Below are 24,023 nucleotides of genomic sequence, written 5' to 3'. Positions count from 1 at the left end.
TTATAAGTTTAAAAAATTCTTTAAAATTCGCTCGCCAATCACACTACTCTTCTCAGGGTGAAATTGTACACCATAGAAGTTTTCATGTTGTAATGCTGAAGCATAATCAATTTCATAATTAGTAGTTGCTATAGCTTCTTTACATTGTTCAACATAGTAACTATGCACCAAATACATATACTCACCTTCATTAATACCTTCAAATAAATCTGATTTCAAATTTGAAATAGTATTCCATCCCATTTGGGGTACTTTAACAGTATTAGTAAACTTTCTAACATCCACATTAAAAATACCCAATCCTTTGGTATCATTTTCTTCGGAATGATTGCACATTAATTGCATGCCTAAACAAATGCCTAAAACTGGTTGCTTAAGCAGTGGAATGACTTTATTTAATCCTGTTTCTTTTAGCTTAGACATTGCGTTACTAGCTTCACCAACTCCTGGGAAAATGACTTTGTCTGCTGTTTTAATAATAGCTGCATCACTTGACAAAATAGCATTGTAACCTAAGCGATTAAAAGCAAATTGAATGCTTTTGATGTTTCCTGCTCCATAATCTATAATTACAATACTCATTATAACATCCCTTTTGTTGATGGTAAAATCATTTTTTCTAAATCGCGTTTTACAGCCATTTTAATAGCTTTAGCAAATGCCTTGAAAATTGCTTCAATCTTGTGATGCTCGTTGGTGCCTTCTGCCTTTATGTTTAAATTACATTTTGCGCCGTCAGTAAACGATTTAAAGAAATGTAAAAACATTTCGGTTGGCATTTTTCCAATCATTTCACGTTTAAAATCAGCTTCCCAAACTAACCAATTTCTACCTCCAAAATCAATAGCTACTTGCGCTAAACAATCATCCATTGGCAAACAGAATCCATAACGCTCTATCCCTAGTTTATTTCCCAAAACTTCATTAAACAATTCCCCTAAAGCGATAGCAGTATCTTCAATAGTATGGTGCTCATCAACTTCTAAATCGCCGTCAACTTTTATATCTAAATCTATTTGACCATGGCGTGCAATTTGGTCTAGCATATGGTCAAAAAAAGCTAATCCTGTATCAATATTACTTTTTCCAGTCCCATCAAGGTTTAAAGTGATACCTATTTTGGTTTCATTTGTATTTCTAGTAATACTTCCTGTTCGTTCTTTAATTTTAAGAAACTTGTATATTTCCTCCCAATCATTGGTTTCAAGAGCAATATAACTATCCAATTCTTCACGCTTCACTGTAATTTCTTCTGTACCTAAATTGGTGTTGTCATTAATATAAATACCTTTTGCATTAAGGTTTTTTGCTAATTCAACATCAGTTAAACGATCTCCAATGACAAATGAATTTTCTAAATCGTAATCCTTGGAAAAATATTTTGTCAATAAACCTGTATTAGGCTTTCGTGTTGGTGCATTATCTTTAGCGAACGTTTTGTCAATAAATTGTTCTTCAAAAGCAACACCTTCATTTTTAAATGATTGCATTACAAAATCGTGAACTGGCCAAAAGGTGTTTTCTGGATAAACCTCTGTTCCTAATCCATCTTGATTGGTAATCATAACAATTTCAAAATCCAATTCTTTGCAAATTTTGTTCATGTATTGAAACACTTTAGGATAAAAAATAAGTTTATCAAAAGCATCAATTTGTTCATCAGCTGGCTCTTTTATTAAAGTTCCGTCTCTATCTATAAATAATACGCGTTTCATTGTAATGTTTTAAGTGCAGTAATTAGTTTTATATTTTCAATTTGCGAACCTACTGTAAAACGCAAACAATTATTGCATCCTGTTTGATTGGTTCTATTTCTTATAACAATTCCTCTTTCAATTAATTCAGAATACCTTTTGTTTGCTTCGTCTACTTTTACCAAAATGAAGTTAGCTTCAGATGGATAAATAGTTTCTACAAATGATATTTCTTTTAATTTTGAATTAAGCCATTCTCGTTGCTTTATAATCTTTTGAATTTCACGTGAAACTTCCTTTGGATTAGATATTCGCTCTAATGCTTTTTGTTGTGTAAGTTCATTAACATTATATGGTGGCTTTATCTTATTTAATACTGTAATAATTTCTTTTGATGCATAGCAAATACCAAGTCTAATCCCTGCCATTCCATAAGCTTTCGATAGTGTTTGGGTAACTATTAAGTTAGGAAACTCTTCTAATCTGTGAAGCCAACTTTTTTGTTTGGAAAAGTCTATATACGCTTCATCTATTACCACAATTCCCTTGAACGATGTTAACAGTTTTTCAACCTCTTCAGTTGTAAAGCTATTTCCTGTTGGATTATTAGGAGAGCATAAAAATAGAATCTTTGTTGATGAATTTGTTGATTCTAAAATGTCATTAACTTTCGGTTGAAATGATTCAGATAAATCAACTTTAACAACTTTAATGGCATTGATATTTGCTAAAACTTCATACATGCCATACGTTGGTGGCAAAGTGATAATATTATCTACATTAGGATTGCAAAACGCTCGAAAAATTAGATCTAAAACTTCATCGCTACCATTACCTAATAAAATTTGTTCTTTTTCTATTCCCATTTGTTGTGCTAAAATATCCTTTACACTATTTTGTTGAGGGTCTGGATAACGGTTGACACCATTGCTAAATGGGTTTTCGTTGGCATCCAAGAAAACCATGTCCTCTGTAGCATTTTTATACTCATCGCGTGCAGATGAGTATGGTTGCAATGCTTTAACATTATCTCTTATTAAATCTTGAATGTTCATGGTTTCAAATCTTTTAACCTAATTGATACTGCATTTTTATGAGCTTGTAAGCCTTCAGCTTCAGCCATTAACTCAATAGTCTCTCCAATATTTAATAATCCTTCTTTAGAAATTTTTTGAAATGTGATACTCTTTGTGAAACTATCCAAATTTACTCCTGAATACGCTTTTGAGAATCCGTTTGTAGGCAAAGTATGATTTGTTCCTGAAGCATAATCGCCAGCACTTTCTGGTGTATAATTACCTATAAACACAGACCCTGCATTGTTAATACCATTTATAAATAAATCTTGATTTTTAGAGCAAATAATGAAATGTTCTGGACCATATTCATTTATTAAATCTATAGCTATTGTATCATTTTCAACATAAATTAGTTTTGAATTCTCAATGGCTTTTTTCGCAATATCCCTTCTTGGAAGCTTAGCTAATTGGCTATAAACTTCAAGTTCAACATCTTTTATCAAATCTTTTGACGTTGACACTAAAATCACCTGACTATCTGTTCCATGCTCTGCTTGACTTAATAAATCTGAAGCGACATAAGATGCATTAGCTGAATCATCCGCAACAACTAATAATTCACTTGGTCCTGCAGGCATATCAATAGCTATTCCGTACTTAGTTGACAGTTGTTTTGCTACCGTTACAAACTGATTTCCTGGTCCGAAAATTTTATACACTTTAGGGATGGTTTCTGTTCCAAAGGTTAATCCAGCAATAGCTTGAATACCACCGACTTTAATGATTTTTGTACAACCACATAATTCTGCGGCATATAAAATCTCATTCGCGATTTTTCCCTCTTTGTTAGGTGGTGAACATAATACAATTTCTTTGCACCCTGCAATTTTTGCAGGAACTACTAGCATTAACACTGTTGAAAATAAAGGTGCTGTTCCTCCAGGAATGTACAATCCTATTTTCTCAATCGGCTTTTTTTCTTGCCAGCATAGGACTCCTTTTGTTGTTTCAACTTCTACTTTTGAAGTTTTTTGTACTCTATGAAATGTTTCAATGTTTTTTTTAGCTTTTTGAATTGCATTCTTTAATTTATTTGAAATTTGATTTGAAGCTTTAATAATTTCATCTTCAGAAACTATAAAATCATCTAATTCAACACCATCAAAAATGGATGTATACTTTGATATTGCAAAATCACCATGTTGTTGCACGTCTTGAAATATCTGAGTAACAGTTGCCTCAATATCTTCCACTGTTTGCGTTGGTCTTTGAAGCACTGAAGACCACGTATTTCTTTTTGGATTTTCTATTACCGTCATAACTATATTACCATTTTTTCGATTGGACAAACTAAAATGCCTTGAGCACCTTTTAACTTTAACTCATCAATAATTTCCCAGAATTGATTTTTGTTTATTACTGTGTGAACGGAACTCCAACCTTCTTCAGCAAGTGGTAACACTGTTGGGCTTTTCATTCCGGGAAGCATCTTTATAATATCTTGGAGTTTATCATTTGGTGCATTTAATAGTACATACTTAGAATCTCTCCCTTTTAAAACAGCTTGAATTCTGAATTGAATTTTATTTAAAATCTTTTTGTTTTCATCAGAAATTTTAGGGGAAACAGCTAAGACTGCTTCAGATTTAAGAATAACTTCTTCCTCTTTTAAATTATTTTTAAATAGCGTACTTCCACTCGATACAATGTCTACAATAGCATCTGCAAGACCAATACTTGGTGCTATTTCAACAGATCCATTAATGATGTGTAATCCAGCATTAATACTATTCTTTTTTAAAAATTGATTTACTGTATTTGGATATGAGGTTGCTATTTGTTTTCCTCCTAAATCCTGAATGCCCTTATAATTTGCACTCTTAGGAATAGCAACACTTACACGGCATTTTGAAAACCCAAGTTTTTCTACATACTCAATGTCATTCCCTTTTTCGATTAGTACGTTTTCACCAATTATCGCTACATCTACTACACCATCTCTTAAATACTGAGGTATATCACCATTGCGCAAATAAAAGACTTCCAAAGGGAAATTTTGTGCCGAAGCTTTTAATTGATCTTTACCATTATCAATAGATATTCCTATATCCTTTAGAAGCCTCATAGAGTCTTCGTTAAGTCTTCCTGATTTTTGTACTGCAATTTTTAATTTACTCATTTTTTGTTTTCTATGTGTTTGAGTAAATCTTTTAGGAAAGTGTAATAAAACAAAAACCGCTTGATTTACTCAAACGGTTTTAAAAATATCTTGGTTTTATTCAATGCATTTTCAGCTCGCTTGAGTGGAGATATGAAAATGATGATGATGTAATTGAATAAAATTCATTTTGTTTTTTTATCTTTACAAAGATTCAGAATAAAAAATTAGAATTCCAAGTTTATCATTGTAAAATTTAAATTAGGCTTAATTATTCCCTAAAATTATTGGCATTCCACTATCTCCAGAGCCAATAACAATTACCTTACTATTTGGTGATTCTGCTAACTTAATAGTAGCTTCAATACCTTTGTCTTGAAGGATTTTATCAGTTAATGATGCACTTAAAATTCGGTTTGCATCTGCCTTACCTTGAGCTTCAATAATTACTTTCTCAGCTTCTTTTGCAGCAGTAACTAATCTAAATTCATACTCTAAAGATTCTTGTTCTTGCTTTAATTTACGCTCGATGGCATCTTTAATCGTATTTGGTAAAGTCACGTCTCTAACTAATACTTCATTTAATTGAACATATTGTTTTTCAAGAATTTTCTTAGTTTCTTCATAAATTTCATCTTGAATTGCATCACGCTTGCTAGAATATAGTTGTTCTGGAGTATAACGACCAACAACACTACGTGCAGCACTACGAATTGCTGGCTGTATAACTCGTTGTAAATAACCTTGGCCAAGAGATTGATGCAAATTTCCTAAGTCATTGTAAACAGGTTCATACCACGCTGAGGCATCAATTTGTATTTCTAATCCGTTTGAAGAAAGCACTTTCATTTTTTCAAATAGTTCTTGTTGACGAACTTCATAAACAAATACTTTATTCCAAGGTGCTACAATATGAAATCCTTCGCCCATTGGTGGCTCATCTACAACAACACCTTCTCCAAAGGTCTTAAACAAGACTCCAGCTTCACCAGAATCTATAGTTACAGCTGATTTTGCAAGAAAGATGATAAGGACAATAAGTCCGATAATGATTGGCAAACCAATCTTTGGTAATTTTTCCATTTTATTTTATTGTTAATATTATTAAATAAGTCCGTTATATTTCCTTAAAAACCACTCTATACCTAGACTTAAAACAATAAGTCCTAAGAGGTATTTAAAGTCTATCAAAGGTACAACATTTTTATTGCTTTTTTGGATGGTTACAAATCTTGAATCGTTTGTTAAATTATCTATCAACAAAGAAGTGTCTACAATAAAATAGCTAGTTCCATTACTGTTATTTGCAATGCGCTCAAGCTTAGAAACATTAGCGTTTAGAAATTGCTTTTCAACATTGTAATCCAATATTCTAGTACGTCCAGAAAAAGCTACTTCACCTCTATTAGCTCTTACTGTAAAATCGTAATCGCCTGGAGGAAAATTGTCTAGGTTTACCTCATAATTGTTTTGCTGCAAGGTAAATGGAATGACCGTTGCAATATCGGTTTCTATATTTTTAATTACCATTTCTAAGGATGCAGCAGCATCAAACTCGTAATTTTTATTAAAAAATTGTGCTGTGATTTTAATGTTATCACTACCGTTATAAAACGATTCGTAGTTAACATTAAGTCTATTTCGTTGTTTATTAGAAGCTACATATTGTACTATTTTTCCAATAAAATCATCAAACTGATTAAAAGAATTATTATCTAAATAACTCTGTGAACGCCATCTCCAAATACCTTCACCAAAAAGTAGCACCCCTCTTTGACCAACATTTTCGTAAGTTGCCATTAGAGGTTCTTCAATCATATTGCTATTTATACTCTTGAATAATAATGTTTCAACAGGAATATTAAATTCAACATTTCCAAATTCAGATTCTAATGGCGGTAAATTATCAAAAACCAAATCTCCAGGTAAAAAAGTATTAAAATTATCATTATAAATGGCTTGAAAACTTTCCTCTTGAGCTGTTATTTTTTGTTGGAAAACATTCTGAATACTATTTAAAAAGACCCAATCGGTATTTATTCCAGTAATGATAAATCTATTCTTTCCATCAGCATCCAACGATTCAAAAACTGATTGAAACTTACTATTAGGTTGATATAGAATGACCATTTGGTAATCATCCTTATTATTTGCATAATCTGATGGAGAGACTATAGAAACACTACGTTGCTCGTTACTTTCAATGGCTTTTTTTAAACCTCCAATATCAGGATGAGATATAGTAGTGACAATAGCTACATTTGTTTTTTGGTCGATAACTTCCAGTGCAAAAGGTTTATAATTATTTACAATGTTCTTTTCGGTAGACAACGGAGATAAAGATGCTACATAGCTATTAATACCAACCATGTTAGAGGGTAAAGTAATGTCTAATGTTTGTGAATTATTTGCTTTTGAAAACTGTAAATTAGTTGAATATACTGTTGTGTTGCCTTTTTTGATAGTAAATGTAGAGCTTACTGGAGTATTCCCATTGTAAACAGCGATAACTTCAACTGGAAATTTATTTTTTAAATATGCGTATTTATTAACGTTGAGTTGTTGAATCTTTAAATCGGAATATGTTATAGTATCACCTAAGATTATAGGAAATATAGGTTGTTTATACTGCTTTGAAGAAAACTCAAAATCCCTACCTAGCGTTTGATTCCCATCTGTAATTAATACTGTTGGCGAATTAGACTGCTTATAGATTTGCTGTAAATTACTAAATACAGAGGTATAATTTGTTTGTGATTGATTAAAGCTTAATGAATCTAATTTTTGAAATTCTGAACCAAAACTATAGACATCAAGATTAAACTTGTCATTTAACTCTTTGTTACTCTTAATTAAAGTTAGCAAATCATTTACATTTTTATCTTGTTCTAAATGTTTAACAGATTCGGAATCATCAACAACAATAACTAAATTAGGCTTTTCATTAAATAATATAACTTTCTCAAACTTTGGGTTAATTATTAGCAGTAATATGCTAAAAATTGTAATAAACCTTAAAAATGAAAATACAGGATTTAATTTTCGCTTTTTAGATTTATATATATACTGAAACAGCGCTAATAAAAGCGCTGCAATACCAGCTAAGATTATATATATTATTGTGCTTCCAGACAATTAATCATTCTTTACTTTTATAATATCAAAAGATTCCATAAAACGTTTTATATCTTTATTTTCATCATTATTTTTCAAGCAGATCACTTGAGTTATATACATAATGTTTTCTACTAAATAGGTGTTTATATAAATAAATGCAGTATCAATTTCAATTTTAACATTTCTACCAGGGTAGTTATTTAAATTAATCTTGTTGTCAAATATGAGTTGACCATTAACATTCGTTACTGCTCCATTTACAGCACCATCTAGTACATCATTGTTATATTCGTCATCAGCATCTGTAAATTGTTCTTTAGGATAATCCGATTTAATAACACTATAGATAATATTATCATCATTATCTGTTGGTTGATACATAAACATATGCATATCTATATTTCCAATTGCTGTTGGAACTTCCTGAACTGTTTTTTTTGGTTCATCGGGAAACTTAGCAATAAAAGCAAATTCAACTGATTTAAAATCTAACCAATCACTTTGGGCACTAATGGTTATAGATACTGCAAAAAATAGAGCAATAGTGTATAAAAGATCTTTCATGGTTCTACAATAAATTAAGTAAGCATTCCTCCATCAACATTTAGTGTTTGCCCTGTGACATAAGCTGATAAATCACTCGCTAAAAACACACAAGCATTAGCAATATCTTCAGGAGTTCCTCCACGCTTTAAAGGAATTGCTGCACGCCAACCGTTGACGGTTTCTTCGTCTAATTTAGCTGTCATTTCGGTTTCTATAAATCCAGGAGCTATCACATTACTTCTAATGTTTCTAGAGCCTAATTCTAATGCGACTGACTTAGAGAATCCAATAATTCCAGCTTTGGAAGCAGCATAATTAGTTTGACCTGCATTACCTTTTACACCAACTACAGAACTCATATTTATGATTGATCCTTTACGCTGTTTTAGCATGGTACGCTGTACCGCTTTCGTCATATTGAATACAGATTTTAGGTTGACTTCTATTACTTTATCAAAATCTTCCTCACCCATTCTCATTAGTAAATTGTCTTTGGTAATTCCTGCGTTATTAACCAAAATATCAATGCTTCCAAATTCTTTAAGAACTTCATCAGCCAATTCTTGAGATTCATTAAAACTAGCTGCATTACTTTTATATCCTTTAGCCTTTACTCCTAATGCATTTAATTCCTTTTCTAATTCGTGTGCAGCTTCAACTGATGAACTATATGTAAATGCTACATTAGCACCTTGTTCTGCAAATACTTGTGCAATTCCTCTCCCTATTCCTCTACTTGCTCCAGTAATAATTGCTGTTTTACCTTCTAATAATTTCATGGTATAATTAATGGTTTATAGTTATTCAAATATAGTAATTACAAGTTGCATGAAATAAAAAAACCTCACAAAATCTTGTGAGGTTTTTAACAGAACAATAAAGCTCTTATATAACGTTTAAGCCATTACTTCGGCTACTTTTTTACCTATTTCAGCAGGAGAATCAACCACATGTATTCCACAGTCTCTCATAATGCGTTTTTTAGCTTGCGCTGTATCATCACTTCCTCCTACTATTGCTCCAGCATGACCCATTGTACGTCCTACAGGTGCAGTTTCTCCAGCAATAAAACCAACAACAGGCTTTTTACTACCGCTTTCTTTATACCATTGCGCAGCGTCACCTTCTAATTGTCCTCCTATTTCCCCTATCATAACCACACATTCAGTTTCTGGGTCGTTAATTAACATCTCAACAGCTTCTTTAGTAGTTGTTCCAATAATAGGGTCTCCACCAATACCTATAGCTGTTGTAATACCTAAACCTTGTTTTACAACTTGGTCTGCAGCTTCATAAGTCAAAGTTCCAGATTTAGAAACTATACCTACATTTCCTTTTTTGAAAACAAACCCAGGCATAATTCCTACTTTTGCTTCTTCTGGAGTAATAACTCCTGGACAATTAGGGCCAACTAAGCGACAATCTCTATTCTTTATATAATCAGATGCTTTTATCATGTCAGCAACTGGAATTCCTTCAGTAATCGTAATAATAACTTTAATACCTGCATCTGCAGCTTCCATAATGGCATCGGCTGCAAAAGCTGGAGGAACAAAAATAATTGTTGTATCGGCTTGAACTTCTTTTACAGCTTCCTCTACAGTATTAAATACAGGCTTGTCCAAATGGGTTTGACCACCTTTTCCAGGTGTAACACCTCCAACAACATTTGTTCCATATTCAATCATTTGCGAAGCGTGAAAAGTTCCTTCACTTCCTGTAAATCCTTGAACAATAATTTTTGAATCTTTATTTACTAATACGCTCATTTGTGCTTTTGTTTATTAATTTAATATAAGACGTGGCAAAAGTAATTTTTTGAATCTATATTTTAAAGCCTTTTGGGCTTTAATTTTAACAAAATTAAAATCAAATAAAACTTACTTATTTTTAAGTTTTTCGAGAATCTCAGGGATCTTTCTAATATAAGCCATTTCTTTAAATTTCTCCCTAGCTTCAGATGCTGGAGAACCAAAATATTTCTTATTCTCATCTGTAGAATGTCCTAATCCAGATTGCGCATATAAAACAGTTCCTTTTGCTATAACAATTCCACTTTTCACTCCAACTTGACCCCAAATAGTCACATTATCTTCTACAATAACACAACCAGCAATGCCTGTTTGAGAAGCTATTAAGCATTTTTTACCAATAACTGTGTCATGTCCAATTTGTATTTGATTATCAAGTTTAGAACCCTTCCCTATCCTTGTATCGGCAGTTACGCCTCGATCTATAGTACAAGCTGCTCCAATATCAACAAAATCTTCAATAATAATACTTCCTCCAGACAATAACCTATCATAACCATCGGGTCTGTTTTTGTAATAAAAGGCATTGGCTCCTAAAACTGTTCCTGAATGAATAGTTACATTGTTTCCAATAATTATATCATCGTAAATACTAACATTAGAATGTATAATACAATTTTTACCAATAACTACATTGTTACCAATAAAGCAATTTGGTTGAATAATTGTATTCTCACCTACACTTGCACTTTTTGCAATAGAACTATTGGATGATTGAAACGGTTTGAAATGTTGCGTTAATTTGTTAAAGTCTCTAAAAGGATCATCAGATATTAAAAGAGCTTTTCCTTCTGGACATGGTACATCTTTATTGATTAATACAATAGTTGCTGCCGACTGTAGCGCCTTATCATAATATTTGGGATGATCTACAAATACAATGTCTCCAGGTGTGACGACATGAATTTCGTTCATACCTAAAACTGGAAAATCATCTGCACCAACATATTTAGTGCCAATAATTGCAGCAATTTCTTTAAGGTTATATTTCTTTGGGAATTTCATCTGGATAAGAACTTACTCCTTAATACGTTCTTTATAAGTCCCTTTATCTGTTTCTATCTTAATTTTATCTCCTTCATTAATAAATAAAGGTACATTAACAGTTGCTCCTGTTTCAACTGTAGCAGGTTTAGTAGCGTTTGTTGCTGTATTTCCTTTAATACCAGGTTCAGTCGCGGTTACTTCTAATATCACACTTGCAGGCATTTCTACAGATAGTGGCATGTTGTCTTCAGTGTTAATGAGAATAGTTACTACTTCACCTTCTTTCATAAGCTCTGGACGATCTAAAGCAGCTTCCAACAATCTAATTTGGGTGTAATCTGCCTCGTTCATAAAGTGATAAAATTCACCATCATGATACAAAAATTGAAATTTATGTGTCTCGACTCTTACATCATCTATTTTATGACCAGCAGAAAACGTATTGTCTAAAACCTTTCCAGTAGTAACACTTTTAAGTTTTGTTCTAACAAACGCAGGTCCTTTCCCAGGTTTAACGTGTAAAAATTCTATAATTTTATATATATCGTGATTGTATTTAATACATAATCCGTTTCTAATATCTGAAGTACTTGCCATAATATTGTTGAATTGTTTAATCGTTTAATCGTTTTACTAAACTTTTACGTTTATCTCAACAATTGAAACTATATTTTTCTATTATTTTTTTAAAATTAATTTGATTTAAAATATCCTTTCATAATTCCACGATGTGAGTTCTTTATAAATTGTAGAATTTCATCACGTTCAGGAGTTGCTTCCATTTCTGCTTCAATAATTTCTGAAGCTTGGGTGTTATTATAACTTTGTTGATATAATATGCGGTATATATTTTGAATTTCTCTAATCTTATCAGCAGAAAAACCACGACGACGTAATCCAACTGAATTAATTCCTACATAAGATAAAGGCTCTCTAGCTGCCTTAACAAATGGTGGAACATCTTTTCTAACCAAAGATCCCCCAGTTACAAAAGCGTGATTACCTATGGAGCAAAACTGATGAACAGCTGTCATTCCTGCTAAAACTACATAATCACCAACAGTGATATGGCCTGCTAAAGTACTGTTATTTGAAAAAATACAATTATTACCAACAATACAATCATGAGCGATGTGGCAATATGCCATTATAAGGCAATTATTACCAATAACTGTTTTCATTTTATCTGTAGTACCTCTATTTATTGTAACACACTCTCTAATGGTTACATTATCTCCAATCTCTACAGTAGTATCTTCGTCGTCATATTTTAAATCTTGAGGGACTGCAGAAATTACTGCTCCTGGAAAAATACTGCAGTTTTTCCCAATTCGAGCACCTTCCATAATAGTTACATTAGACCCAATCCAAGTCCCTTCTCCAATCACAACATTATTATGAATAGTAGTAAAGGGTTCAATAACAACATTTTTTGCTATTTTTGCTCCAGGATGCACGTATGCAAGTGGTTGATTCATAATTATTTAACTTTAGTGATTTGAGCCATTAATTCAGCTTCAGCGCAAAGTTTTCCGTTTGCATAAGCATATCCTTGCATGTGGCAAATTCCTCTTCTAATTGGTGTTATCAACGAGCATTTAAAAATAAGCGTATCTCCAGGGACAACTTTTTGTTTAAACTTGACATTATCCATTTTCATGAAAAATGTCAAGTAATTCTCAGGGTCTGGTACTGTACTTAATACAAGAATGCCTCCTGTTTGCGCCATAGCTTCAACTATCAATACTCCAGGCATTACAGGTGCTCCAGGAAAATGTCCAGCAAAGAACCCTTCATTCATAGTAACATTTTTTGTGCCTATGACATGAGATTTTGATAATTCGAATACTTTATCAAGTAATAAAAATGGCTGCCTGTGTGGCAACATATTCATTATTTGATTAACATCCATTAGTGGTTCTTGATTAAGATCAATATCAGGAACATTATTCCTTTTTTCAATCTTAATAATTTTTGACATTTTCTTTGCAAACTGCGTATTTACAAAGTGCCCTGGCTTGTTAGCTATTACCTTACCTCGTATTCTAGTACCAATTAAAGCTAAATCACCAATAACATCTAATAGTTTATGCCTCGCAGCTTCATTAGGATGATGCAATGTTAAATTGTCAAGTATTCCATTGGGTTTCACTGAAATATTGTCTTTCCCAAAGGCTTCTTTTAAACGCTCCATAGTATCTGTCGATAATTCTTTATCAACATATACAATCGCATTATTCAAGTCTCCTCCTTTTATCAGTCCATGTTCTAATAACATTTCTATTTCATGTAAAAAACTAAATGTTCTAGAATCGGAAATATCTTTTTTGAAGTTAGAAATATTCTGCAATGTCGCATTTTGAGTTCCAAGAACTTTAGTTCCAAAATCCACCATTGTAGTTACTTGATAAGTAGGTGCTGGAATCACAGTTATTTCACTACCAGATTCTTCATCTATATATGAGATGACTTCTTTTACAACATATTCTTCAATATAAGCATCTTGCTCAACTGCTCCTGCAGTTTCAAGAGCTTCAACAAAAAATTTAGATGAACCATCCATTATTGGAGGCTCTGAAGCATTAAGTTCAATAATTACATTATCAATTTGCAAACCAACCAATGCAGCTAATACATGCTCACAAGTTTGAATGGTTACTCCATTTTTTTCTAAGCAAGTACCTCTTTGCGTATTTGTTACATAAGTTGCATCGGCTTTAATTACTGGACTACCTTCTAAATCAATTCGCTTAAATGTATAGCCTTCGTTAGCTTCGGCTGGTTTAAAAGTTAACGTCACATTTTTTCCAGTATGTAGACCAACTCCAGTAAGCGAAACTTCTTTAGCTATAGTTTTTTGCTTAATTTCTGTACTAATTACTGTCATTTATTTTTTTTTCTAAATCGTTTATTCCTTTTACAATTTTTGGTAAATTCTTAAAGTGCACATAAGATTTGTTATAGTCGCCATAAGTAAGTGCAGGAGAACCTTGCAAGACTTCGTTATCTTTAACATTTCTTCCAATTCCAGATTGCGCCTGAACTTTTACATTATTACCAATAGTAATATGTCCAACGATACCAACTTGACCACCAATTTGGCAATTTTTACCAATTTTTGTTGATCCAGCAATACCAGTTTGCGCAGCTATTACAGTATTTTCACCTATTTCTACATTATGCGCTATTTGTATTTGGTTATCTAGCTTCACTCCTTTTCTAATAACTGTAGATCCCAAAGTGGCTCTATCTATAGTTGTAGCGGCTCCAATATCTACATAATCTTCCAATATTACATTTCCTGTTTGGGGCACTTTACTATACTCTCCTTTTTCGTTTGGTGTAAAACCAAATCCATCTGCTCCGATAATTGCTCCTGAATTAATTACACAGTGATTACCAATAACTGTTTCAGAGTAAACCTTGGCTCCAGCAAACAAAATAACATTATCACCAATTGTAACATTGTCTCCAACATAGCATCCAGGAAAAATTTTAACATTATCTCCAATTACAACGTTATCACCTATATATGAAAAAGCTCCTACATAAATAGCATCTCCATATTTTGCTGAATCTGAGATAAAACTAGGTTGTTCTATCCCAAACTTATTCATTTTTACCTGATTGTAATATTCTAGCAATTTTGAAAACGCTTTATAAGCATCTTCTACCTTAATCAAGGTTGTAGTGATTTTGGTTTCAGGCTCAAAGTCTTTGTTTACAATCGTTACAGAGGCTTTAGTGTCATAAATAAACTGGGTGTATTTTGGGTTTGCCAAAAAGGTTAAAGCCCCAGCAGAACCTTCTTCAATTTTTGCAAGCTTAGAAACTTCTATATCAGGGTTTCCAACAATTTCACCTTCTAATATGCCTGCTATTTGTGATGCGGTAAATTTCACGCGTTATAATTTTCAATTAATTAAAATGAAAAAATTTAAAAATTGAAAACGTGTACAATCACTTCGTTATCGCATTAAAAATTCTGAACATTCATTTTGTAAATGCTCATTTCATTGTCGCAAAAGTATAAAAAATGTCCTAAAGTTTACTCTTTGGATAACATATATAATACTTTGTTACTGGTTTGGCTAAAGCTTTTAAGTTTAAATAATCTGATGCCTTAGCAACTTCAACCACTTTACCTGATTTATAGAGGATGCTTATTTGCTGAGAATCCCGTTGATACGCCTGATTTGATATTTCACCTTTAAACACAAAATATTCGGCTTCAACAGAACTTATATTATAAGTTTTTTTAAGACTGTCTATATGCTTATTCAAGTTTTCTTCTTTAATCCTTTTATTCTTTATTTTTATTTTCAATAATTCTCTATTAATAATCATTTCACATAAGTTGCTAAGTACAAAATCTTCGTGTGCTTGCCATTCTTTTAATGCAGAAATAATATCATAGTCATCTAATTTAGAGAATACTTCTAGGCTTTCAATAGTAAAAGAGTTTTTATTAATATCATTATTCAAAAAATACAATAATGCTTTACTTGCAGATAAATTTACACCAGTCTTAGTTAGCTCATTTGCTCGTTTTAAAACCCTAATCAATAATTGTTCGGCAACCAATCCAGTTTTATGCAAATACACTTGCCAATACATTAATCGTCTTGCTGTCAAGAATTTTTCAATGCTATAAATACCTTTTTCTTCAACTACTAAATTATCATCTACAACATTTAACATAGTAATTAACCGTTCACTGTTTACGTTACCTTCCGCTACTCCAGTATAAAAACTATCTCGTTTTAAATAATCGGCTCTATCCATATCTAATTGACTAGAAACTAGCTGGTATAAGAACTTTCTTGAGTGTTCGCCTTTGAATATTTTTATGGCAAGCGTTAAACTTCCGTTAAATTCTTTATTCAATTTTTCCATAAAAAGCACCGAAATTTCCTCATGCGAAATCCCATTAACAATACTATGCTCCATAGCATGACTAAATGGACCATGACCAATATCATGCAAAAGAATAGCAATTAATAAAGCGTTTTCTTCATCATTAGAAATTGTAACTCCCTTAAACCTAAGTATTCTAATGGCCTTCTGCATTAAATGCATACTTCCTAACGCATGATGAAAACGTGTGTGGTGTGCCCCTGGATAAACCAAATACGATAATCCCATTTGAGTAATTCGGCGTAAGCGCTGAAAATATTTATGCTCAATAAGATCGAAAATTAAAGAGTTGGGAATAGTAATAAATCCGTAAATTGGGTCGTTAAATATCTTGAGTTTGTTCTTTGTGTTCAAACTTGTTTTAATTAAAAGTTATACAAATATAATTATATGAGCAACATAAACATCCTTTGGGTTGATGATGAAATAGATTTACTTAAGCCACACATATTATTCTTAGAAAAGAAAAACTACAATGTCACTACTTGTCAAAGTGGTACAGAAGCTATCGAAATTATTGAAGACAAGAATTTCGATATCGTTTTTCTAGATGAAAACATGCCTGGACTTACAGGTTTAGAAACACTTGCAGAAATTAAAGAGAAACGAGCTAATATTCCGGTAGTCATGATTACTAAGAGTGAAGAAGAATACATCATGGAAGAAGCTATTGGAAGTAAGATTGCCGATTATTTAATTAAACCAGTTAATCCAAACCAAATACTTCTTAGCTTAAAGAAGAATTTAGATCACACACGTTTAGTTTCAGAAAAAACAACATCTAGCTACCAACAGGAGTTTAGAAAAATTGCTATGGATTTATCTATGGTAAATACGTTTGAAGAATGGTCTGCATTATACCAAAAGCTTATTTATTGGGAAATGGAGCTAGAAAATATTGATGACCCTGCAATGTTTGAAATATTGGAATCACAAAAAAGTGAAGCCAACGCACAGTTTGGAAAATTTATCGATAAAAATTATAAAAACTGGTTTGGAAACTCTGACGCACCTACAATGTCGCATAATTTATTTAGAGAAAAAGTTGTGCCAGAATTAAGCAAGGAGCAACCTACTTTATTCATCGTAATAGACAATTTAAGATACGACCAATGGAAAGCTTTTGAGCCTATCATCCAAACATATTATAAGAAAGAGTATGAATCTCCATATTATAGCATACTTCCAACTGCTACGCAGTATGCACGTAATGCTATATTTTCTGGACTAATGCCTAGTGACATGGAACGCATGCATCCAAACTACTGGAAGAACGATACTGATGAAGGTGGTAAGAACATGTTTGAAAATGAATTTCTTCAAGCGCAATTAAAACGTTTGGGATTAAGTCATTTAAAATGTGAATACTCAAAAATCACTAATTTAAAGTCAGGAAAAAAACTAGTTGATAATTTTAAATCAAAAAAGGATAACGATTTAACTGTTGTTGTTTATAATTTCGTAGATATGCTATCGCACTCCAAAACCGAAATGGAAGTTGTTAAGGAATTAGCATCTAACGATAAAGCTTATAGATCGTTAACAGTAAGTTGGTTTAAAAACTCTCCTCTAATTGAAATTATTCAACAAGCACAACAATTGGGTTTTAAATTAATAATCACTACAGACCATGGCACTATCAATGTTAAAAATCCTTCTAAAGTCATTGGAGATAGAGACACTAGCTTAAACTTGCGCTATAAAACTGGACGCAGCCTTACCTATGAAGATAAAGAAGTCTATGCAGCTACAAACCCAAAAGACATACACTTACCGAGCCTATCAATGAGCAGTTCTTACATTTTTGCAAAAGGAGATTTATTTTTTGCTTACCCAAATAACTACAATCATTATGTAAGCTATTATAGAAATACATATCAACATGGCGGTGTCTCACTAGAAGAAGTAATCATTCCATTTGCAGTACTAAATCCACGTTAAAAAATCCACAAAAAGCAAAAAACATCGATGAAATACCAATTTATGTTGTTTTTTTATTATATTAGCACTATAATTGCATAAAAATTGCAATTGAAAAAGATATTTGACATACAATCTATTGATAATATAGCTCAAGAATTACTAGATAACGTTACTCATAAAACTATTTTGTTTTACGGAGATATGGGATCGGGTAAAACAACGCTGATAAAAGCTCTTGTAAAAGCTCTTGGAGGATTAGATGAAGTCTCTAGTCCAACATTTTCAATAGTAAATGAATATGAAGTTACTAATGACAAAGTATATCATTTCGATTTCTATAGAATAGAAAGCGAAACCGAAGTGCTTGACATTGGTATTGAAGATTATTTTTATTCAGGACATTGGAATTTTATAGAATGGCCTGAAAAAATAGAAGGAATTTTGCCGTTAGAAGCAGATGTTTCTTACATAAAAATCAATAAAGACGGTTCCCGAACGCTAGAATTAGGTGTTTTTGGATAGATTAAATAAATAAATTAAAAAAAAATATTAAAAAATAGCACATACGCCCCAAACAAGTATCACGGTATTACGGTTTTTCCGTAGCTCGTAAGCCCCGTAAACAAAGGATTTTAACATTTAATTAACATTTTAAAGAGCTAATGTATTTTATCTTTGCAGTATTAATTAATTAATTAAATCCCTTGAAATTATGAAAACTAAAAAGTATTTAATAGCTATTGCTATTTTCGGAGGTGTATTGTTTACTGCGCAAGCAACTAATTTATTAGATTTAAATGAGCAATTCACAACAAAAATCGACAAATCAAAGATCAAAACGCCTAGGGGCGTCAACTAAAGACAAGAAAAGTCTTTTATTAGGTAGTTTAGTTGCAACATTTATTGCTTCAACACCTTTTATTTTCAATTTATATGAAAGTGTTCCTGATGTAAAAATCTGGGACACTTTTTTGTTTACTTATGAAAGCGGGTGGTATGAAAGCGCAAATGTTATGGCATGGACAATAATGGGAAAAATAATACCTCTATCTCTTTTAATTGTTTGGTTTTTTACAAATAGACATTGGTGGTACCATGCTCTTTTGGTTCCTATGATCATGTATGTATATCAAATTATTGAAGCTTTTAATGATGATATAAAGTTTTCAGAAGAAAACAATGTTTTATATTTATTACCAGTAATGGCAATAGTAATTCCTTCTATTTACCTGATTAGAGCTAGAATGTTTAATAAAATAAATGATGCTGATAAGTCCCTTGAAGAACTGGAAGAGGAATTTAAGGTTGGTGGTAAAGGCTTTTGGGGGAAACTTTCGGATTATTTCTAACATAATAATAAACTATAAATTATAGTTATAAAATTTATTTGTAATTTGGTTTTCCAATAACCAAACTATGAGCAAATCTCTCTCTCCTTTTACTAAAGAGCAATTACTTCCTCAGGAAGAAACATTAGAAGTCTTAAAAGGAAAAGGCAAACTATTTATTGGGATACCAAAAGAAACATCTTTTCAAGAAAAAAGAGTGTGCTTAACACCAGATGCTGTTTCGGCATTAGTAAATAATGGACATCGTGTGTTATTAGAGTCTGGCGCTGGAGAGGGTGCAAATTTTCAAGACAAAACCTACAGTGAGGCTGGAGCAGAAATAACAAAAGACACCTCCAAAGTATTTTCTTGTCCTATTTTGTTAAAAGTTGAACCACCAACTCTTGATGAGATTAAACTTATAAATCCGCAAACCATACTTATTTCTGCATTACAACTTAAAACACAAAACAAAACATATTTTGAAGCTTTAGCAAAAAAAAGAATTACAGCTATTGGTTTTGAGTTTATTAGAGACGAAGATGGTGCATATCCTGCCGTAAGTCAGTTAAGTGAAATAGCAGGTACAGCTTCTGTGCTTATAGCTTCAGAACTGCTCTCAAATGTCAATAACGGAAATGGTTTATTGTTTGGAAATATAAGTGGAGTTCCTCCTACCGAAGTTGTTATTATTGGTGCAGGAACTGTTGGTGAGTTTGCTGTAAGATCTGCCATTGGATTAGGAGCTAACGTCAAAGTTTTTGATAATTCTATTTCAAAATTACGAACGCTTCAAAGTAACATAGGCAGAGCATTATACACATCTACCATGCAACCAAAAAACTTATTAAAAGCATTAAAGCGTTGCGATGTTGCTATTGGCGCTGTACGAGGAAAAAACAGAGCCCCGATTTTGGTAAGCGAAACTATGGTAGAAAGCATGAAAACTGGCGCAGTAATTATTGATGTTAGTATAGATATGGGAGGTTGTTTTGAAACCAGCGAAATTACAAGACATGATAAACCTACATTTATTAAACACGGTGTTATTCATTATTGTGTGCCAAATATTCCTGCAAGGTATTCACGAACTGCCTCAGTATCAATTAGTAATATTTTTACACCTTATCTTTTAAAAATAGCAGATGATGGTGGTATAGAAAATGCTCTTCGTTTTGATCGTGGATTAAAAAATGGTTTGTACTTTTACCACGGAATTTTGACAAATAAATCTGTTGCAGATTGGTTTGATCTAGATTATAGTGATGCCAATCTTCTAATTTTTTAAGTAAATCTATGAAACTTATTCAGCGAGTTGGTTACTACTTAGGTGGTTTCTCAATCGGTCTTATTTTATTAGCGTTTTTTTTAAGTGGAAAAAAAACATCCTGTAGTTATAGTCCTAATGCAAGAGTTTTGAAGAATATTGGTATAAAGCCTTTAAAATATTCTGATGAGGCTTTAACATACATGGATAGTAAAGCTCTAGACACATCAATAATCTATACAGTTTTAAAAAAAGGGAATGTTAATTTTTCTTTAAGTAACACTTCATTAGATTCATGTAAAGTATATGTTGTTGAGGAAGATATAGATGATATTGAGATTCTTCTTACTATAGAGAATTGTGACAGTTTAGCTACCTTAAAAAATATACGTATAAAATAAAAACACTCAACAATACTACTAATATGTTGAGTGTTTTACGAACTAAAAAATCTCAATTTAATTAAAGATGATCTTTTTTGTGGTGCTTTGTTCTAGTTCTTCAAGCGTCACAAAATATAATCCTGTATTGAATCGAGAAATATCTATTTGCTTCTGAAAAATCAATCCATTATTGTCATTGATAGTTTCGAAATGAATTAGTTTTCCAATAGCATCATGTATATATATGTTCGAATTACTACTTAAACCTCCTAAATAGATTTTTAATGTTCCGTTGCTTGTAGGGTTTGGAAATATATCAAATTTGTAGTTAGGATCCGATTCTTCTTCATCTCCATCACATTCAATCACAGATACTTGTACATCATCACTAGCTGATGCAAATTGTGTTGAAACAATTACAGTATAAACTGTATCTGTAGTTGGAGATACTTGTATTATTCTAGTAGTTTCTCCTGTACTCCATAAATATTCATCACCTCCTGAAGCAGTTAATGTTGCTTCATCTCCATTGCAAATTATTTGGTCTTTACCTGCATTAGCATTCACTGCATTTTCTACCGTTACCCTTACTTGGGCAACATCAGAACAATTATTTGTATATCCTGTCACGTAATAATCCGTTGTTTGTTGTGGGCTAACAGCAATATTGGGCTGCGTAGCACCATTACTCCATAAGTAAGTATCTGCTCCAGTGGCTGACAATGTCACATATTCACCAAGATTTATTGTTTTATCATTTCCTGCATCAACATCTGGTATTTCATTTACATAAACGACCACTTCATCTGTTCCAGTTGAAATAGCATTAGAAACTTCTACTGTATATGTTGTCGTAATATTGGGATTTACAGTTATTGTTGCTGTAGTCTCTCCTGTACTCCATAAATACGTTTCACCTCCAGAGGCTGTTAAAGTAGCTCTTTCCCCATCACAAATAGTTTTATCTGTACCAGCGTTCGGCTCTACAGTACCAACTACAGTAACTTTAACTTCATCGTAAGCTGTACAGCCATTAGCTTCGGTAGCCTCAACGCTATAGGTTGTTGTTATGATTGGAGTTACTGTAATACTCGATGTAGTTTCTCCTGTACTCCATAGTATGTCACCCACTCCAACAACAGTTAGAGTAGTGCTTTCGCCAAGATAGATGTCCACGTCATTACCAGCGTTTATCGATTGCCTGGGCTTTACTGTCACAGTGACCTCGTCGGTACTGGAACAGTTATTCTGGGTTACAATGACGGAATAATTTGTAGTGCTACTTGGACTTATAGTAATATTTTGTGTAGTCGCTCCATTACTCCATAAATAAGAGCCTCCACCAGAAGCAGAGAGTGTCGTTTCTTCGCCATCACATATTTCCACATCTACACCAGCATTTGCTACAGGAATAGAATTTACATTTACAGTAACACTGTCAGTACTAGTATCTCCATTTGCATCTGTTCCGGTTACTGTAAAGGTTGTCGTATCATAAAGTGTTACTGTAATACTTGCTGTAGTTTCTCCAGTATTCCATAAGTAACTTTGAGCTCCTGTTGCTGTTAAAGTTGTAGTATCACCATCACAAATATCTTTATCTGTCCCTGCATTTACACTATTAGAACCTCCTCCATCTAATAATTTATGTCTAAAATCAGCAATAAAAGTTTGAACAGGTGGTGCATTATTATTCCAATCACTAGCATATAATACTCTACTTCCTGATGGTGATGGAACTGCATGAGGCTGATTTTCATAATCACCCCAACTACCTCTTATGCTTACTATCCTTTCTACTCTATCTCCACTTGAACTAACACCTACAATTTCATCATAATAAGGACCCCAACTTGATGAATTAGACATTTGTGTAAAAACCCAACCCTGTCTTTGAATTGACCTTGCCGAACCATGACTACCATATCCGCCTTGAGTTAATACTGTAACTTCCCCATCTAACATTCTACGTCTAATAATTCTACCATCATCTGGATTAGATTTAGAATTACCTATAACGTACTCTACTCCTTCAAATAAGGTTACATCATAATGACTTGGTCTACCATAATTACTCCATAATGGTCCAGTTTGATTACTTGTAGCCATCACATATATTTTGGTAACATCATTATTACCACTATAAGTCCCATTAACTACTATATAAGTCCCTAACGGTGATGTTGTTGTATAATCAATATCATTCCATCCTGTTAAATCCACGTCTGGGAATTTAATTTGGCTAGATATATTAACTCCAAATGCAACTGCCTTTCCGTCAGAATTTCTTGTTGCAAACATAGCAAGTACATTTCCATCCATAGAGTAATTTCCTGTATATCCTAATGACGTATTAGAATAACCATCTATACTTATTAATTTTGTTAGTGCTTCAGTTGAATAACTCCAAGAATAAATACCATCATCTCTAAGTATTAAAAATAAATCAGGGTTTGTAGAATGCCATCTATGTTCATTACCACTAGGCAAATTTGCTTCTTTAATTACTTCATAAGTTTCTCCATCTAAAAATAAACTAGGACCTCCTAAATGTCTATCAAGATATAAAAGTGACTCATCTGCATTCCAAGGTTGTCTTGCAGAGTAACCGTGTCTTGCTATGTTCTGCCATGTACCACCAACATTTGGAATACTAGTTCCTACATCGCCAGTAATTCTCGTTATTTTGGTATCAAATAATGGATCAGTAACTGATTGCAAATAATTTGGTTTATTTAACGCTGGTGGAACTCCATAATTATTTAAACTTGTATCTAAATCATAATTTTGCGCGCTTAAGCTATTTTGAAAATAGTAAACGGTAAGCACTAAAACAATTACTGTTTTTACAGAGCTAATAAATTTCATCTTTT

At 32.5% G+C, this 24,023-nt stretch carries 22 protein-coding genes; 5 read left to right on the top strand and 17 right to left on the bottom strand.

The window, feature by feature from the left end:
• The 16 genes from hisH to ABGB03_RS06455 form a co-directional block, all read right to left on the bottom strand.
• The gene (hisH, locus tag ABGB03_RS06530; RefSeq protein ID WP_347925862.1) at positions 1-582 is read right to left on the bottom strand and encodes an imidazole glycerol phosphate synthase subunit HisH; all 582 of its coding nucleotides are present in this window, start codon (positions 580-582) and stop codon (positions 1-3) included.
• Positions 582-1,715 carry a bifunctional histidinol-phosphatase/imidazoleglycerol-phosphate dehydratase HisB gene (gene hisB, locus ABGB03_RS06525; RefSeq protein ID WP_347925861.1) on the bottom strand — a complete coding sequence of 378 codons (1,134 nt, stop codon included), beginning with the start codon at positions 1,713-1,715 and terminating at the stop codon, positions 582-584. The genes hisH and hisB overlap by 1 nt, the downstream gene beginning before the upstream one ends.
• Complete coding sequence (gene hisC / locus ABGB03_RS06520) at positions 1,712-2,749, bottom strand: histidinol-phosphate transaminase (RefSeq protein ID WP_347925859.1); 1,038 nt, start codon at positions 2,747-2,749, stop codon at positions 1,712-1,714. Before hisC ends, hisB begins: the two co-directional genes overlap by 4 nt.
• Positions 2,746-4,032: a histidinol dehydrogenase gene (hisD, locus tag ABGB03_RS06515; RefSeq protein WP_347925857.1), complete on the bottom strand. Its 1,287-nt coding sequence runs from the start codon at positions 4,030-4,032 to the stop codon at positions 2,746-2,748. The genes hisC and hisD overlap by 4 nt, the downstream gene beginning before the upstream one ends.
• A gap of 2 nt (positions 4,033-4,034) precedes the next feature.
• Complete coding sequence (hisG, locus tag ABGB03_RS06510) at positions 4,035-4,892, bottom strand: ATP phosphoribosyltransferase (protein ID WP_347925855.1); 858 nt, start codon at positions 4,890-4,892, stop codon at positions 4,035-4,037.
• A gap of 246 nt (positions 4,893-5,138) precedes the next feature.
• Positions 5,139-5,954 carry a prohibitin family protein gene (locus tag ABGB03_RS06505; RefSeq protein ID WP_347925854.1) on the bottom strand — a complete coding sequence of 272 codons (816 nt, stop codon included), beginning with the start codon at positions 5,952-5,954 and terminating at the stop codon, positions 5,139-5,141.
• A 21-nt stretch (positions 5,955-5,975) separates the two neighbouring features.
• Complete coding sequence (locus ABGB03_RS06500; protein ID WP_347925852.1) at positions 5,976-8,006, bottom strand: VWA domain-containing protein; 2,031 nt, start codon at positions 8,004-8,006, stop codon at positions 5,976-5,978.
• Positions 8,007-8,552 carry a hypothetical protein gene (locus ABGB03_RS06495; protein WP_347925850.1) on the bottom strand — a complete coding sequence of 182 codons (546 nt, stop codon included), beginning with the start codon at positions 8,550-8,552 and terminating at the stop codon, positions 8,007-8,009.
• A gap of 14 nt (positions 8,553-8,566) precedes the next feature.
• Positions 8,567-9,313: a 3-oxoacyl-[acyl-carrier-protein] reductase gene (gene fabG / locus ABGB03_RS06490; protein WP_347925849.1), complete on the bottom strand. Its 747-nt coding sequence runs from the start codon at positions 9,311-9,313 to the stop codon at positions 8,567-8,569.
• A 117-nt stretch (positions 9,314-9,430) separates the two neighbouring features.
• Positions 9,431-10,303 (bottom strand): succinate--CoA ligase subunit alpha, encoded by an 873-nt coding sequence (gene sucD, locus ABGB03_RS06485; protein ID WP_347925847.1) that lies wholly within the window; start codon positions 10,301-10,303, stop codon positions 9,431-9,433.
• Between the two features lie 111 nt (positions 10,304-10,414).
• Positions 10,415-11,350 carry a UDP-3-O-(3-hydroxymyristoyl)glucosamine N-acyltransferase gene (locus ABGB03_RS06480; RefSeq protein WP_347925845.1) on the bottom strand — a complete coding sequence of 312 codons (936 nt, stop codon included), beginning with the start codon at positions 11,348-11,350 and terminating at the stop codon, positions 10,415-10,417.
• 12 nt (positions 11,351-11,362) lie between these two features.
• Positions 11,363-11,929, bottom strand: coding sequence for an elongation factor P (gene efp / locus ABGB03_RS06475; protein ID WP_347925843.1), 567 nt, complete (start codon positions 11,927-11,929; stop codon positions 11,363-11,365).
• A 95-nt stretch (positions 11,930-12,024) separates the two neighbouring features.
• Positions 12,025-12,810, bottom strand: a complete 786-nt coding sequence (gene lpxA / locus ABGB03_RS06470; protein ID WP_347925841.1) for an acyl-ACP--UDP-N-acetylglucosamine O-acyltransferase — start codon at positions 12,808-12,810, stop codon at positions 12,025-12,027.
• Between the two features lie 2 nt (positions 12,811-12,812).
• Positions 12,813-14,219, bottom strand: coding sequence for a bifunctional UDP-3-O-[3-hydroxymyristoyl] N-acetylglucosamine deacetylase/3-hydroxyacyl-ACP dehydratase (locus ABGB03_RS06465; RefSeq protein WP_347925840.1), 1,407 nt, complete (start codon positions 14,217-14,219; stop codon positions 12,813-12,815).
• The gene (gene lpxD, locus ABGB03_RS06460; RefSeq protein WP_347925838.1) at positions 14,206-15,234 is read right to left on the bottom strand and encodes a UDP-3-O-(3-hydroxymyristoyl)glucosamine N-acyltransferase; all 1,029 of its coding nucleotides are present in this window, start codon (positions 15,232-15,234) and stop codon (positions 14,206-14,208) included. The genes ABGB03_RS06465 and lpxD overlap by 14 nt, the downstream gene beginning before the upstream one ends.
• A gap of 139 nt (positions 15,235-15,373) precedes the next feature.
• Positions 15,374-16,603 (bottom strand): HD domain-containing protein, encoded by a 1,230-nt coding sequence (locus tag ABGB03_RS06455; RefSeq protein WP_347925836.1) that lies wholly within the window; start codon positions 16,601-16,603, stop codon positions 15,374-15,376.
• Positions 16,604-16,639: 36 nt separating this feature from the next.
• On the opposite strand from ABGB03_RS06455, the gene ABGB03_RS06450 reads away from it, so the two are divergent.
• The 5 genes from ABGB03_RS06450 (at position 16,640) to ABGB03_RS06430 (ending at position 21,168) form a co-directional block, all read left to right on the top strand.
• The gene (locus tag ABGB03_RS06450; protein WP_347925834.1) at positions 16,640-18,190 is read left to right on the top strand and encodes a bifunctional response regulator/alkaline phosphatase family protein; all 1,551 of its coding nucleotides are present in this window, start codon (positions 16,640-16,642) and stop codon (positions 18,188-18,190) included.
• 90 nt (positions 18,191-18,280) lie between these two features.
• Complete coding sequence (gene tsaE / locus ABGB03_RS06445) at positions 18,281-18,694, top strand: tRNA (adenosine(37)-N6)-threonylcarbamoyltransferase complex ATPase subunit type 1 TsaE (protein WP_347925832.1); 414 nt, start codon at positions 18,281-18,283, stop codon at positions 18,692-18,694.
• Positions 18,695-18,969: 275 nt separating this feature from the next.
• Entirely contained in the window at positions 18,970-19,521 is a 552-nt protein-coding gene (locus tag ABGB03_RS06440) for a hypothetical protein (RefSeq protein ID WP_347925830.1), read from the top strand.
• Between the two features lie 67 nt (positions 19,522-19,588).
• Positions 19,589-20,788, top strand: a complete 1,200-nt coding sequence (locus ABGB03_RS06435; RefSeq protein WP_347925829.1) for an alanine dehydrogenase — start codon at positions 19,589-19,591, stop codon at positions 20,786-20,788.
• Between the two features lie 8 nt (positions 20,789-20,796).
• Complete coding sequence (locus tag ABGB03_RS06430; protein WP_347925827.1) at positions 20,797-21,168, top strand: hypothetical protein; 372 nt, start codon at positions 20,797-20,799, stop codon at positions 21,166-21,168.
• 57 nt (positions 21,169-21,225) lie between these two features.
• Here the strand turns inward: ABGB03_RS06430 and ABGB03_RS06425 are convergent, their stop codons facing one another.
• Complete coding sequence (locus ABGB03_RS06425; RefSeq protein ID WP_347925826.1) at positions 21,226-24,018, bottom strand: T9SS type A sorting domain-containing protein; 2,793 nt, start codon at positions 24,016-24,018, stop codon at positions 21,226-21,228.
• Between the last annotated feature and the right edge of the window lie 5 nt (positions 24,019-24,023).

The sequence above is a fragment of the Pontimicrobium sp. SW4 genome (assembly GCF_039954625.1).
Classification (GTDB): domain Bacteria; phylum Bacteroidota; class Bacteroidia; order Flavobacteriales; family Flavobacteriaceae; genus Pontimicrobium.
The sequence above is the reverse complement of the archived record's forward strand: the minus strand, read 5'-3'. Positions and strand labels throughout refer to the sequence as shown.